The sequence below is a fragment of the Priestia sp. FSL R5-0597 genome (assembly GCF_038006305.1).
Lineage (GTDB): Bacteria > Bacillota > Bacilli > Bacillales > Bacillaceae_H > Priestia > Priestia zanthoxyli.
In genome coordinates this window covers 45,068-58,612 of sequence record NZ_JBBOUZ010000003.1, presented here as the reverse complement: position 1 = coordinate 58,612, position 13,545 = coordinate 45,068, and the positions used below count along the sequence as shown (strand labels likewise).

Below are 13,545 nucleotides of genomic sequence, written 5' to 3'. Positions count from 1 at the left end.
TCTGACGCTTTGTTTATAAAAATAGATTTACTTTATTAAGCATTGGTGATAACATACAATTAAATTAAAAGTAATAAATATTACTACAATATAAATTTTAGTAATATTTATTACTAACACTGTTATTTTACGATGTTTCTTTATCTTTTTGAAGATACAACAAACAAACTGCAAGTATTTTTTGAGTAGAAATACATCACTAATTCTATTAAACCATCTAAAATTTTGTAAGCGTTACCTTTATTTATTAAGTAGAACAGATTCAAAGAGGTTCATTACGTACCATTTATTTACTATCAAAAAAAGAAGAGGAGTGTATATTAATGAGTCATTTAGCACCAGCACTATCCGAAGATATTATCAAGAGAACTAAGCGTCTTAATACAACCCTTATCTCTGATGCAATGGGATGTACAGGTTCAATGGATTATAAGATTAAGCCTGTATCTCCAGGAATGAAGGTAGTTGGAACTGCCTTAACTGTAAGTTTAAGACCTGGAGATAACTTATTTCTTCACCAGGCGATCTATGATGGGACAGAAGGTTATGTATTAGTTGCTGATGGGAAGGGGCATACCGCAAATGCTTATCTCGGAGAATTAATGGCAGCTGCAGCTAAAGCTATGGGAATAGAGGGCATTATTATAGACGGGGCAGTTCGTGATAAGGAGACGCTCAGCGAATCAGAGTTCCCTATTTTTTCAAAAGGGTTTATTCCGAATGGCCCTCTAAAAGACGGTCCAGGTGAATTACATAAACCTATTTCTTGTGGAGGTGTAGCCGTTATTCCAGGAGATCTAATTATAGGTGATGATGACGGGGTTGTTGTAGTTCCAAAAGAAAAGATTGAAGAGGTTCTTTCTAAAGCTGAAAAAAAATTAGAGTATGAGAAAACACGTTTAGAAACGATTGAAGCATTTGAAAAAGCGCGTCTGCAAGGTGAAGCTGAAGGCAACATTCAGCCTTCATGGTTAAGAGAACAAATGAAAGCATATGGGTTATAAACAGAAGGGAGAGCTTTAAAATGAGATTGGGTTTTATTGGATTTGGAGAGGCAGCCTTTGAGTTGTCAATTGGTCTAAAAGGCGAAGGGCTAGAAACCATTTTCGCTCATGATGTTATGATAGACGATCCTACATTTGGTCCACAAATTAAAGAACGGGCTGCTCAAGCTCAAGTGGAGCTTCTTTGTAGACCTCAAGAAGTTTTAAAACAAGTAGATATAGTAATGGTAGCAGTACCCGCAGATAAAGCACTTGAAGTTAGTGAGATGCTAAAACCATTTATAAAGAAAGGTTGTATCTATGTAGATGTATCAGCTTCCACTCCTGTCGTGAAACAAAAAATCAATACAAATATACAAGAAAGAAATGCATTTTTTGTGGATGTCGCAATGCTAGGTCCCTTGCCAGTTTACAAACATAAGGTCCCTATTTCAGCAAGTGGAAATGGGGTAGATCGATTAATATCCTTAATGAATCCTTACAGTATGAACATAACTAAAGTAAGTGAAAAACCCGGTGATGCTTCTGCTGTAAAACTAATCCGCAGCATTTATATGAAAGGTGTAGTTGCTCTTTATCTAGAGTTATTAGAAGCTTCTCATGAATTTAATGTAGAACAATTAGTCTTAGATTCTATTAGTGAAACTCTTGATAGCAAGGGCTTTAGAGAAACAATGAACCGATTAGTAACCGGAACGTCTATACATGCATTAAGAAGATCAATTGAGTTAGACGGCTCTATTCAAATGTTAGAGGCTTGTAATTTAGATTCTGTTATGTCTAAAGCAGCAAAAAGTAAGCTAGAAACATTGGCTTCATTTAATTTAAAAGAAAAGTTTAAAGGACAAAAGCCAGATCATTGGTTGGATGTTATCAAGGCATATAAAGAAGATGTTACTGTAAACAATTAAATAAACTCATCTATTATATCAATATTTAAGTTAAGGGGTGTATTTACATGGGAGTATGGAATTTTCAAGGTGGTTCTATTTGGTCAGAAAAAGGGTTCATTCCAAATAAGTCTACAAGTATAACAGTTACTCATGAGGATGATAGGGATATTCATTTATCTGAATCTAGTGTAATTGTACCGGGACTAGTAGATTTTCATTGTCATTTATGGGCGCCTGGAGCAGAGATTGGTGTTACAGATAAACAATATCTCTCCTCAGGAGTAACTACAGTTGGGGACGCAGGTACTTTTGGTTATGACGGATGGGAAGAGGCAAATCGTTACTGGGAAAACAGCCCGTTAACAGTACGTTCTTGGTTATCAGCCTTACCAGAAGGGCTAACTAATCACCCCAACCCTAACCCGACCAAACCAGAAAACATTTCGTTGGATCGAATTGTTGAAGTTGCATCTTCAGCTGAAGATAGTTTATTAGGAATTAAGATTCGCTTAGGCCAGATGGACGAAACTACTGACCGGTCTTTATTACGACTAGCAAGAAAAGCAGCCGATCAAACTAATTTACGCATAATGGTTCATTTAACTGGAACAAAACTAGATATTGAAGAGGTAACACAATATTTTAATAAAGGGGACATTCTAACTCATCCATTTCAAGGAAGGAATGGAAACGTGTTAAATACTGCTGGAAAGGTAAAAAAAGAATTTCTAGCTGCAGTGGAAAGAGGAATATTATTAGATATCGGCCATGGTAGAAAACACTTTAATTGGGATGTTTTTTATAAATGTTTAGCTGAGGGAATTAAACCAGACACTATCAGTACAGATTTAACAAGCGCGTCATGGAGAGAATACCCTGTTTATAACATGAGCTACATAATTTCTAAAATGATTGTAGGTGGACTGTCTTTAGATGAAGCTTTTAGAGCAGTTCTGGTAACAGCTCCTAAATTGTTAGGAATTAACAATTTTACTTCTACTCCAAAAAACCTTGTGGTTCTGGATTCTGCTTCCACGGAGACTGCTTTTCCGGATGTAGATGGAGAAACTGTGTTAGGTAACATTAATTATCAACCAAAACATTTAATATTTAACGGTATACCAAGCATTGAGAGCATTTTTAATTAAAAATAAACGTTTTTTGACACTATTACAAAAAGTTTTATTATCAGACTTAATTTAGTTAATTTTGCTGGCTGTATTGAGGAGAAAACAGAAGGATAAATGGAGATACTCTTACACATCTTACAAAATCATAAGAGTATCTCTTTATTTTCAAAACAAATGTAAGCGCTATTAAAATTTCTTTTTATTATTTTAAAAGGAGGAATTTCAATGGAAAATTCTCAATTGAATTTCGAAAAGAAGACAATTCGAAAGGTAACACGAAGAATTATCCCATTTCTATTTTTACTCTATATTATTTCTTATCTAGACAGGGCAAATGTAGGATATGCAGCATTGGAAATGAATGAAGCACTGGGACTAACAAGTAAAATGTTTGGTCTCGTTACAGGTATTTTTTTTATTGGTTATTTTATCTTTGAAGTACCAAGTAATATCTTAATGCAAAAATTTGGGGCAAGAGTTTGGATTACTAGAATTCTCATTACTTGGGGAATTATCTCTATGGCAACCGGGTTTGCTCAGAGTGCTAATCAACTTTATATTATTAGATTCTTTCTTGGAGTAGCAGAAGCAGGTTTATTTCCTGGTGTTATTCTATATCTTACTTATTGGTTTCGAGCTAAGGAAAGAGCAAGTACAATTGCGATGTTTATGACAGCAATCGCAGTTTCTTATATTATTGGAGCCCCCGTCTCTACTCTAATTATGGATCATATTCATTGGATGAATATACCTGGATGGCGTTGGATGTTTATTATAGAAGGTGCCCCTGCTGTTGTTTTAGGATTTGTAACATATTTCTACTTAACAGACCGACCAGAACAAGCAAAGTGGTTAACAGATGAAGAAAAAAATTGGTTGATTTCAGAATTAAGAAAAGACGAAGAACTAAGAGAAAAGAAAGGCCAACAAACCTCTAGTCATAAGGCAGCCTTGACTGATCCTAAACTATGGCACCTCTCCTTAATTTACTTTGTATATACTGCAGGCACACTAGGTGTTGGTTATTGGATGCCCCAAATTATTAAAGGATTGTCGAGCTACTTAACAAACACACAGATTGGATTCATTGCTACAATTCCTTACATTATTGCTTCAATAGTAATGAACTACTGGTCAAGGCGTTCAGACAGCACTGGCGAAAGACGTGTACACACAGCTTTACCGTTACTCGTATCTGGTTTAACGTTATTTAGTGTAGGGGTGGTGTCTAATCCATTTATTGCGATGATTTTAATAACAACCTCATTGGCAGCAATGTATTGTTTCAAAGGTCCTTTTTGGTCATTGCCAACTATGATATTAAGTCCAGCCACAGCAGCTGTTGGGATTGCAATAATTAATTCAATTGGAAATCTAGGAGGTTTTGTTGGCCCTTATGCAGTTGGATGGTTAAAAGATTCTACAGGAAACATGCAATCTGGTTTAATTTTCTTAAGTATTATTTTAATTATAGCTTTTATATTAGTATTAGCCATGAAGTTTGATAAAAAGATAATTGCCTTAAAGAGTCAGAAGGAAATAGGGAAAATCTAACTTTAAAATTCAAGGAACATGTCCGGAATATTTATACGTATAAAAGTGAAAATAATCTTTGAACTGGAGTGTTTTTTTCATGTGGATGGTTACTATAATAAATGCTTATTCAAGAGAAAATAATATTACTATATTAGAATTCAAAACAGAAAAAGAGGCCGAAGAAACATATAATAAATTGCAAAAAGGGAAAATTCTTTCCGACATTTTCTACTGTCAAAACCATTTTTAATACTTTTAAAAACCTTACTAGTTAATATCTTGATAATGGACCAGGCTTATGCTAACTTACCTAAAGCAATGGGTTACAATAAATTAGTTGTAGTGGGAAAAATATGCTAATGGTCACTAATAGTTATAAATGCCAAAACTACAACCCATCAAAATTGATTTATTAAATCTTCTCAATATACTCCTTTTTATATTAATTTGTATTTAATGATAGAGCTTAAAGTCAGTGTTAACCTTAAAATTTAATATTTAAAAAGTTTATTTGGCTATCGATAATCAAACTTATGGTAACTAAATTAGAAAAGAAAAAGCCTGTATCTCCTTAGATACAGGCTTTTTCTCGACTCTGTTGTTTAAGTAGAACTAGGTACCTACTTTAAATTCAAAGTTACTCCCTTATTTAGATATGGAGATGTAAAAGTTACTGTTTGTTCATTTACCCATTGTGCATCATGAGCTCCTAAAACATTTAAATCGCTCATATCCGTATTTCGTGTCACGACATGAAGAGATTCGTGATTTAGTCGTTTTTTCACCAAGGAGAATCCAGTTTGTCTATAAAAGTCATAATAATGGTTAGTTTCACCAAGACTCCAATTAGAATAGCCAATAATAAGTTTTTGTGTAGAATTAGGTGAACTAAGATAGTAATAGTCAACTTTATTATTATAAAAGAATATAAACCACCCAACGATTGCTATAGGTACAATAAAGAATGGCCCAATTACACCCCAGAAGACTTTAGACTCCTTTGTTTTGCTAACAGTTATAAGGACTATGTATAGATAGATAAAGTGCAGGACAAAAATCAAAAGATATATTGAAACCCTTAAAGAGAAAACGTATAGGCTCTTTAATGCTAAAAGATAAAAGAATAAATCTATAGTAAGAAGGATGATAGCTGACATTTTCAATATACTCTTATTACTTTTATATTTCATTTACTATAAATCCTTGTAAACGCTAGAATATAATTGACAGTTTTTGCTCAATGTAATTTTACACTTTTGCTTCAATAAGCTAGAACTCTAGTAAAATAATAGAAGGTGTTATTTTACTGGGGGGACAGCGTCTTGGAGGAGAAGTTAATGCTTTATTTAAATATTCAACAATTACATCAACGGAAGTTTAAAGTATCTCAAATTGCACAGGAGCTCAAAGTATCAAGACCAACCGTTTATAAATATTTAAAAATGACATTTGAAGAGACAAAAGCATACATGGAACAGCTTCAAGGCAAAGGTAAGAAATTGGATCCCTACAGGGATTGGATTATCGCTTGGCTTGAAGAATACCCTCATCTCAGTGCAGCGCAAATCCACGATTGGCTCTTAGAGCGTTATCCCGATTTAGTTGTTGGCGAGAGTACAGTAAGAGCATATGTGAAAGAGATGCGGGAGATTTATCAGATTGAGAAAAAAGTAATAATTCGGCAGTATGAAGCAATCCCTGAACAACCTATGGGTAAGCAAATCCAGGTGGATTGGGGAGAAACGAAACAGAAGACAACTGAAAAGAATGAAATTAAACTATATTTCATCGCTTTTGTCTTAGCTCACTCTCGATACAAATACATGGAGTGGCAGGACCGGCCTTTTACGACAAATGATGCCATACGATGTCATGAAAATGCATTTCAATTTTACGGAGGACGCACAGAAGAAATTGTGTATGATCAGGATCGTTTAATTACAGTAAGCGAAAATTCAGGTCAGCTACTTTTAACTTCTGAGTTTCAAAGCTATGTAAATGAACGTAAGTTTAAAGTTCATTTATGTCGTAAGGCAGACCCAGAATCAAAAGGAATGATTGAGAACGTTGTAAAGTACATAAAGGGAAATTTCGCAGACAGCCGAGTATTTAGCAATATTGAAGATTGGAATAACCGTGCGTTACAGTGGCTACATCGCACTGGAAATCAACATGTTCATCAGACAACGAAAAAAAGACCAGCTGAAGTGTTCCCCGTCGAAAAGCAACACTTACAGCCCGTCTCTTCACCACTCTCATACGAAAGCGTCATTACCCCAAGTATAACAAGGAATATTAGTAAGGACAATACAATACGGTTTAAATCAAACCGTTATTCCGTTCCTCTCGGAACGTATAGTGCAGCCTCTGATAATGAGGTTTTTATTGAAGTCACTTCGAGCCAACCGCCAACGCTGATTATCCGTAAACAGTTAGAGGGAGAAGTAATTGCTGAACATAGCATTAGTAATGAAAAGGGAAAGCTTATTCAACATCTACATCATATCCGGGATCGTTCAAAAGGTATTGAAGAATTTAAGCAACAACTGGTTTCACATTTTGAAGATCAGGAACGTGCAACTTCTTATTTAAATGAAATTTGTTTAAGATACCCACGGTATCGGCGTGATCAGCTCATAATTATTCAAAACGTCATTGAGAAATATCCAATGTGGATTGAAGCCACTTTGACTAAATGCATGATAGATAAACTTTACAGCGCCAATGACTTTCGGGATATAGCAAACCATCAAAATGCATTACAAACTGAATGTACCCAAAAGGTGAAGCCTCCCTTTATAAAACATTCAGGTAAAGACAACATCATAGTGACAACTCGCTCCCTTACTACTTACACAAGTATTTTAGGGGGTGAACCACAGTGAATAAGACTGTAAATGACTTGCAGGAGCACTTTCGCCAATTAAGGTTATCGGAAACAGCTGAGGAGCTACCAAAGCTCCTACGTGAGGCTGAAAAATCTTCTTGGACGTATTTAGAATTTCTTGAATCTATCACACGTTATGAACTGAGAAAACGTGAAGTAAAGAGTTTAGAAAGAAGAATGAAGTGGGCGCACTTCCCTTACGTGAAGTCATTAAGTGAATTTAATTTAGAAGAGCAAACAGCTTTAACGGGGCGCCAATTGACCCAGCTCGCAGAGCTAAACTGGCTTGAGCAGCAGTATAATTTAATTTTATTGGGACCGCCAGGCGTTGGTAAAACATTTTTAGCAATCGGTTTGGGAATTGAGTCTATTCACAGAGGTTTCAACGTCTATTTCGTAACTATGGGTGAGCTTATTCATCTTTTAAAAACGGAAGAATTTCTAAATAAATCAAAAGTGCAGCTAAAGCGATTAAGAGGCGCCGATCTGGTCATTATTGATGATTTAATGTATATGGCAATGGATCAGCGAGAAGCAAATTTGTTTTTTCATTTAATTAATCATTTGTATGAACGAAGTTCCATCATTCTTACATCCAATAAAAGCCCTGAACAGTGGGGTGAATTAATGGGAGATCAGGGAATTACCACTGCGATTTTAGATCGTTTACTTCATCGTGTAGAAGTCATTCATATGGATGGAGATAGCTATCGAATGAAACATCGAAAAAGTGTATTTTCAGCTGAAGTGTAAAAAGTAAATAAGCAAAAAGTGTAAAATTCTACTTGACGTCTACAATCCTCCTCCTTTTAATCTAGAAATGTTAAATATCGCTGCTATTAATATCAAGTGAGTAGCAACGAGGTATATAATTTTGGACTTTTCTAGGCGAGTTAAATAGATCACTCTTACTGAATATCGTAAATCCAACCTCTTCCACCTCTATAAATGTATTGACTTTATATATATCGACATTTTTAAATTCTATGGGCCTATTCCATTGTCTCGAAGGAATTAAATCCTGTTCTGCAAGACTTTCCCCGTGAAAAATGAATACACCCAGTCCATTATTAACTAATACCTCTGTTAACCCACTAACAAGATTCAATTTTTCTACAGAGTCAACTTTGATAATAGCACCATCTGATGAAAACTCAAAAAAAGAAACATTATTTTCAATTAAAGTCTCTTTTTCATATCCCAATATCATTGACTCTAAAACAAAGAAAACTGGTAAACGGAACATTCTTTGAATTAAGGAAGTAATCAGATCATGCTTGATCTCACTAATCCCTACAGTAATAGATACAAAATTATCCTTTGGAAAGTCAAAGCTATTAACTATACTTTGGTCTGAATATTGCACAAAATATTCTTTTTTCAACTTCTAGCTCCTTTAGTATTTAATCCTTTTAAACCCTTACTTTTACGTTATAAAACCATTGACCCTTTTAATGTACCAATAAACTCTTTGTAAGTGATAGCAATAATCGGGAAAACTTTAGATTTCATCCTTGAATAAAGAACGTTTGTTCGTATATAATATAGAGAACAAACGTTCTTTTATTTAAGGAGTTCTTTCTATGGATGATGGACAGCTACCAAACAGAGTGATTATATGTATCGACATGAAGGCATTCTTTGCTTCGGTTTCTTCTGTCATACGGGGGTTAGATCCGTTGAAAACAAGGCTTGCGGTGGTAGGAGATATCAAAAGGTCAGGCTCGGTTGTGCTAGCTGCCACACCTTTATTAAAGAAAGAAGGGATTAAAACAGGAAGTCGTCTTTTCGACATTCCTAAAAGGAAAGATATCCATGTGGTGAATCCATCCATGGAGAGATATATCAAGGCTTCGAACTATATTTCAAGTTTGGTGTTACAGTATGTGGCTCCTGAAGACTTTCATGCGTATAGCATTGATGAGTTGTTTATTGATGCGACAGCTTCTTTGCATTTATTCGCTCAAACACCAGAAGAACTGGCCCATAAAATCATCCATGAGATTTATCGCAAGACACGGCTGACAGCTACCGCAGGTATCGGTCCTAATCTCTTACTGGCGAAGGTGAGCTTAGATCATGAGGCCAAGAATAGCCCAACAGGAATTGCGTATTGGCGATATGAGGATATTCCCTTTAAATTGTGGTCCATTTATCCGATGAAGGATTTCTGGGGGATCTCGTCTGCTACGGAAAGGCGCTTAAATCGTTTGGGCATTCACTCCATAAAGGAACTCGCTCTTTCTTCAAAAGAGATGTTACAAAAGGAATTTGGCATTCTGGGTGAAGAGCTGCATCAACATGCGAATGGCATTGATTACAGTCGCATTTCTGATGTGTATATTCCTAGCTCTCGTTCATTTGGAAAAAGTCAGATTCTCTTTCGCGATTATACAAACCGAAAAGAAGTGGAGTTATTGCTGTTGGAGCTATTGGACGATGTCTGTTTTCGCTTACGCATGCATCAAGTGGTGGCTCAAACGATTCATCTATCGATTGGCTACAACAAACAAACAGGTGGAGGCTTCTCCAGACAAAAGAAAATGGGGAGAGCTTCGAACTTAAGCCAGGATATCTTTCCCTATTGTTTAACCATTTTACATATCTATGATAGTGGCATGCCGATTCGCTCCATCGGTATTTCCTTATCCAACACTAGCATTCAAGAAGAAGAGCAAATGAGCTTGTTTGAGGACATTGATCAGCGTGAAAGAGCCTATGCTCTTGCCAAAACGATTGATGACATTCGGCTGCGTTATGGCAAGAATAGTGTACTACGTGCGTCTAGTCACCTTCCTCATTCAACAGCTCGTTATCGAAATGGTCTTATGGGTGGCCATAAAGCTTAAGGAGGAAAAAGAGATGGCACCTAGAGGAATGAAAAAATGGCGTCCATTCGCCACTATGCCAGAGCAATACATAGGGTTAAAAGAAATGATAAATAAGCAAGCAGAAGTAGCTCAACCTGTTTTAACAGAAGAGCAAATGGAACAAATCAATTTCACCTTGATTGAAGCCTTACATACAAATAAACAAGTATACCTTACCTATTACAAGAAAGGCCAATGCATAACAGAGACAGGATTCATTCAGTTTGTGGATTCTCTTGGGAATTTATTTACTTTCATTGATGACGTATTTGAGTTAAAGAATAAAATGAGGTTAAGCGAGCTAATTGATGTTCGCTTGGCTTAATTCCTGAAGAAATCGCATGCAGGAATCACTTATTTGGGTGGAGGTACATTCATGTACAATTTTAGAATCTACACGTTACGTGACGGTTCAAAGAGAGTCATTACAGTAAAAGAAGGAGAATCATTTAAAGAGGAACTCCAAAGAGCAGGTATTCAAGAAACTCAAATTTTTCAGATGCAACTAGTGGAAAAACCAGAGGAATCTTAACATATACCTTTTATATAGACCTAATTGTGTTAGTCTAATAAAAGCCAAATAGAAAAGAGTGATCAATCTGGAAGAAATAAAAGAGCAAGAAATCGATTTTGATAAAGTGTATGACTATGTGGAATTTCCTGATAAGGTCAGTGGCAGGTGCGACAACTGCAACTCAGCTTACTTCAAAAGTTCAGTGAAAAGTGGGGTTTTCTTGCGCGAATGTCGGGATTGTGGCATGAAGAAAAGTATCTAATCATAAAGGGCTATAAGGAGTATGAATATGGAACACATAGTTGATATATTAGAAACTAAAAAAATTCTCTAAGCGACGAAAATCAAGAACTGTTAAAGAAATTGATACGAAAAATAAAATCATTTTCTACTACCCCACTCAATCGCAAACATTGTTTACGTATGGGGCCATTTGCTGACTCTAAAGAGATAACAGAAGTTGTGATTAATATTGTACAACCGTACGAGCTGAAGTTGCTTGGCGACAGCTGCTTTGGTGGCTACGATAGCATAGGATATCACTATTGCATCGCATTACTTGCTTGCAGAGTTGCATTAAACGAGGTAGATGAATTAGAAGTTGTAACAGTGCTTGAATATGAAGTAGAGAAAAAATTGAAAGAAAATGAACTGGTAGCCTCTAGAGGTGGAGAAAACTTTTATGTAATGCTTCGTATTTTTAATTATTTTAAAAAAGATACAGATAAGTTAAATCATTTGATAATATGACTGCAAGATCACAAGGATTGAGATGCAAAAGCATGTCATTTGCTTTAGTCTACAAAGTATTAGCGATAGAAAATATGAAGGTCCCTTTTTCTGATGCTACCTCTACGGTATTTAGAAAGGTGAAGAGGTAGGTAACTAAGTACAAAGAAGAAGAACAGAAACTCAATAGATAAAGCAAATAACTCCTAAACTAGTAAGTTTAGGAGTTATCTATCCATGTCATAGACAAAAGGTTGTTGAAACCCTTTTTTAAAATATGATTATATTCCCAAGACAATGACGAATTTTTTGTTTTGTAAAAAATTTGCAAACTGCGATAAACTCAATGCAACATGCTCTCTAATTTTGAACATCGCTTCTATTTTTCTTTCTTTTCAATAAAAACTAATGCATTCTTCACATGAGTAAACGTTGTTAAGTCATCAAAAGTAACATACAAATCACCCATTTTCCTGGCTAACAAAGGCGTAATTCCAGTAATCATCACTTCAGTTCCTGTTAGACTAATTAAACGATTTAAGTTATAAATACACGAAACAGTATAGGTATCAATTTCTAGTAGTCCAGAAAAATCAACAATAAAGTAGTCATCTTTTGATTCTTCAATATACGTCGATACTTTTTCCATCAACATGTCGTAACGTTGTTCATTTAACACGCCAATAATCGGTAAAATTGAAACACCATCCTTCAATGGTACAATAGGGGTAGACATCTGTGTCATTTGTTCATGATAATCGATAATGAGATTTCCTTGTTTTACTTTTTCAGTTATATCCTTCTGGACGCCTACAAAATATAATTTATCTTCCATCCATAAAGGGTCAATATATAATTCATTCCAAAAAGGACGTCCGTCTTTCTTATAATTTAAAATTTGAACAGTGATAGACGAACGTGCAGCAATTGCTTGTTTCATTTCCTTAACTGTGGTGAGGTTCGTTTGTTTACCTTGTAGAAAACGACAGTTTGTCCCCAGGATTTCTTCTATGTCGTATCCCGTTAAGTCTAAAAATCCTTTATTTGCATAGATAATGGGGTTATCAGGCAAAGATGGATCCGTTATAATCAGACCAGCACGTGTATAATCAAGAGCTTTCTGAATAAATTGTAGTTCATTTATAGGATCTTTATATAGGACCATTATATGCTCCCCCTTATTTTCTTTATTCTTGATATAAAGTATATCAGTGAATGAATAATATACTATTATAAGTGTGCAGATACATATGTAATTCTATAACTCTTGGTTTACCGATACGAACGTATAATATAATCATGTCCTGTCGGGAGGACGTATACAGCCTACCTTCTATTAAACGTCATTTACTTTCAAACACATTTTTAGATTTTTATTGTGTAAGCAACGGATAATACATAAATAAAAAAGGAAGAATGAATTATTCATTCTTCCTTTAATAAATCATTTATTGTTAATTTTCATTACGTAATTTGAATTATTCTTTAACCAATTTAACAAGCATATGAGCTAGATGATGTTTCTCCTCTTCATTCCCAACTTTCCATAACTGATGTAACAAGTATTGCTCTTCATTTTGTGGCTCTTCATGTTTCGCAAGATAATCAGCTATTTTTTTAGCGCCTAAAGTTAACTGGTCATCATTTAAGCCTAATTTCTCACCTTTTGTGACCTTATCTCCTAAGTATGTTTTAAATTCATTAAAACTAGAAAGAATGTTTTCCTTCTTCTCTTGGCTCATCTCATTTAATTTATTATCTACTTTATTTTCAACAGTCCCAGTACTAGTATTCATTTTTATTCTCCTCCTATTTAGATAGTGTTGTTCTTATAGGATAAATCCCCTAATGGCAAGTATGTAAACATTTAATGCCAGTTGAATGTGCTCTAGCGAAATTTATTGCTTTTAATCCCGCCATACTTATTAGTCTGGTGTGCAATTTCAGTAAAAATAGACTGAATAAAAGGTGTCTTTATATGT

15 protein-coding genes are annotated in these 13,545 nt (G+C 35.1%); 11 read left to right on the top strand and 4 right to left on the bottom strand.

What is annotated here, in order from left to right:
* Positions 1-323: 323 nt before the first annotated feature.
* The 4 genes from MKX72_RS27625 to MKX72_RS27610 all read left to right on the top strand — a co-directional run bounded on the left by MKX72_RS27625 (position 324) and on the right by MKX72_RS27610 (position 4,581).
* Entirely contained in the window at positions 324-1,004 is a 681-nt protein-coding gene (locus MKX72_RS27625) for an RraA family protein (protein WP_154992499.1), read from the top strand.
* 20 nt (positions 1,005-1,024) lie between these two features.
* Complete coding sequence (locus MKX72_RS27620; protein ID WP_154992498.1) at positions 1,025-1,915, top strand: prephenate dehydrogenase/arogenate dehydrogenase family protein; 891 nt, start codon at positions 1,025-1,027, stop codon at positions 1,913-1,915.
* Between the two features lie 47 nt (positions 1,916-1,962).
* Positions 1,963-3,045 carry an amidohydrolase family protein gene (locus MKX72_RS27615; protein ID WP_154992496.1) on the top strand — a complete coding sequence of 361 codons (1,083 nt, stop codon included), beginning with the start codon at positions 1,963-1,965 and terminating at the stop codon, positions 3,043-3,045.
* Between the two features lie 207 nt (positions 3,046-3,252).
* Positions 3,253-4,581 carry an MFS transporter gene (locus MKX72_RS27610; protein WP_340761002.1) on the top strand — a complete coding sequence of 443 codons (1,329 nt, stop codon included), beginning with the start codon at positions 3,253-3,255 and terminating at the stop codon, positions 4,579-4,581.
* Positions 4,582-5,183: 602 nt separating this feature from the next.
* On the opposite strand, the gene MKX72_RS27605 is transcribed toward MKX72_RS27610, so the two are convergent.
* Entirely contained in the window at positions 5,184-5,720 is a 537-nt protein-coding gene (locus MKX72_RS27605; RefSeq protein ID WP_340761001.1) for a hypothetical protein, read from the bottom strand.
* A 180-nt stretch (positions 5,721-5,900) separates the two neighbouring features.
* On the opposite strand from MKX72_RS27605, the gene istA reads away from it, so the two are divergent.
* On the top strand, positions 5,901-7,448 hold the full coding sequence (istA, locus tag MKX72_RS27600; protein WP_141235330.1) for an IS21 family transposase: 1,548 nt from the start codon (positions 5,901-5,903) through the stop codon (positions 7,446-7,448).
* Positions 7,445-8,203 carry an IS21-like element helper ATPase IstB gene (istB, locus tag MKX72_RS27595; RefSeq protein WP_060746201.1) on the top strand — a complete coding sequence of 253 codons (759 nt, stop codon included), beginning with the start codon at positions 7,445-7,447 and terminating at the stop codon, positions 8,201-8,203. Before istA ends, istB begins: the two co-directional genes overlap by 4 nt.
* A gap of 70 nt (positions 8,204-8,273) precedes the next feature.
* Here the strand turns inward: istB and MKX72_RS27590 are convergent, their stop codons facing one another.
* Entirely contained in the window at positions 8,274-8,834 is a 561-nt protein-coding gene (locus MKX72_RS27590) for a hypothetical protein (RefSeq protein ID WP_154992493.1), read from the bottom strand.
* Positions 8,835-9,033: 199 nt separating this feature from the next.
* Here MKX72_RS27590 and MKX72_RS27585 point away from each other — a divergent pair, with 199 nt between their 5' ends.
* From MKX72_RS27585 to MKX72_RS27565, 5 genes are all read left to right on the top strand, one after another.
* Positions 9,034-10,299, top strand: a complete 1,266-nt coding sequence (locus MKX72_RS27585) for a Y-family DNA polymerase (RefSeq protein WP_340761000.1) — start codon at positions 9,034-9,036, stop codon at positions 10,297-10,299.
* 13 nt (positions 10,300-10,312) lie between these two features.
* Positions 10,313-10,645, top strand: a complete 333-nt coding sequence (locus tag MKX72_RS27580) for a YolD-like family protein (RefSeq protein ID WP_328154854.1) — start codon at positions 10,313-10,315, stop codon at positions 10,643-10,645.
* A gap of 51 nt (positions 10,646-10,696) precedes the next feature.
* A complete protein-coding gene (locus MKX72_RS27575) occupies positions 10,697-10,852 on the top strand; it encodes a hypothetical protein (protein WP_340760999.1) in 156 nt (51 codons plus the stop codon).
* A 58-nt stretch (positions 10,853-10,910) separates the two neighbouring features.
* The gene (locus MKX72_RS27570; protein ID WP_154990810.1) at positions 10,911-11,096 is read left to right on the top strand and encodes a hypothetical protein; all 186 of its coding nucleotides are present in this window, start codon (positions 10,911-10,913) and stop codon (positions 11,094-11,096) included.
* Between the two features lie 161 nt (positions 11,097-11,257).
* Positions 11,258-11,584 carry a hypothetical protein gene (locus tag MKX72_RS27565; RefSeq protein ID WP_235907458.1) on the top strand — a complete coding sequence of 109 codons (327 nt, stop codon included), beginning with the start codon at positions 11,258-11,260 and terminating at the stop codon, positions 11,582-11,584.
* 358 nt (positions 11,585-11,942) lie between these two features.
* Here MKX72_RS27565 and MKX72_RS27560 read toward each other — a convergent pair whose 3' ends face one another.
* Positions 11,943-12,728, bottom strand: a complete 786-nt coding sequence (locus MKX72_RS27560) for a PAS domain-containing protein (protein ID WP_154990812.1) — start codon at positions 12,726-12,728, stop codon at positions 11,943-11,945.
* Positions 12,729-13,041: 313 nt separating this feature from the next.
* Positions 13,042-13,359 (bottom strand): DUF3243 domain-containing protein, encoded by a 318-nt coding sequence (locus tag MKX72_RS27555; protein ID WP_221816991.1) that lies wholly within the window; start codon positions 13,357-13,359, stop codon positions 13,042-13,044.
* Positions 13,360-13,545 lie beyond the last annotated feature (186 nt).

Excerpts from the sequence above, each read along its gene's own strand:
- MKX72_RS27625 (WP_154992499.1), top strand. The coding sequence starts at position 324 with ATGAGTCATTTAGCACCAGCACTATCCGAAGATATTATCAAGAGAACT.
- MKX72_RS27620 (WP_154992498.1), top strand. The coding sequence starts at position 1,025 with ATGAGATTGGGTTTTATTGGATTTGGAGAGGCAGCCTTTGAGTTGTCA.
- MKX72_RS27615 (WP_154992496.1), top strand. The coding sequence starts at position 1,963 with ATGGGAGTATGGAATTTTCAAGGTGGTTCTATTTGGTCAGAAAAAGGG.
- MKX72_RS27610 (WP_340761002.1), top strand. The coding sequence starts at position 3,253 with ATGGAAAATTCTCAATTGAATTTCGAAAAGAAGACAATTCGAAAGGTA.
- MKX72_RS27605 (WP_340761001.1), bottom strand. The coding sequence starts at position 5,720 with ATGTCAGCTATCATCCTTCTTACTATAGATTTATTCTTTTATCTTTTA.
- istA (WP_141235330.1), top strand. The coding sequence starts at position 5,901 with ATGCTTTATTTAAATATTCAACAATTACATCAACGGAAGTTTAAAGTA.
- MKX72_RS27585 (WP_340761000.1), top strand. The coding sequence starts at position 9,034 with ATGGATGATGGACAGCTACCAAACAGAGTGATTATATGTATCGACATG.
- MKX72_RS27580 (WP_328154854.1), top strand. The coding sequence starts at position 10,313 with ATGGCACCTAGAGGAATGAAAAAATGGCGTCCATTCGCCACTATGCCA.
- MKX72_RS27575 (WP_340760999.1), top strand. The coding sequence starts at position 10,697 with ATGTACAATTTTAGAATCTACACGTTACGTGACGGTTCAAAGAGAGTC.
- MKX72_RS27565 (WP_235907458.1), top strand. The coding sequence starts at position 11,258 with ATGGGGCCATTTGCTGACTCTAAAGAGATAACAGAAGTTGTGATTAAT.
- MKX72_RS27560 (WP_154990812.1), bottom strand. The coding sequence starts at position 12,728 with ATGGTCCTATATAAAGATCCTATAAATGAACTACAATTTATTCAGAAA.
- MKX72_RS27555 (WP_221816991.1), bottom strand. The coding sequence starts at position 13,359 with ATGAATACTAGTACTGGGACTGTTGAAAATAAAGTAGATAATAAATTA.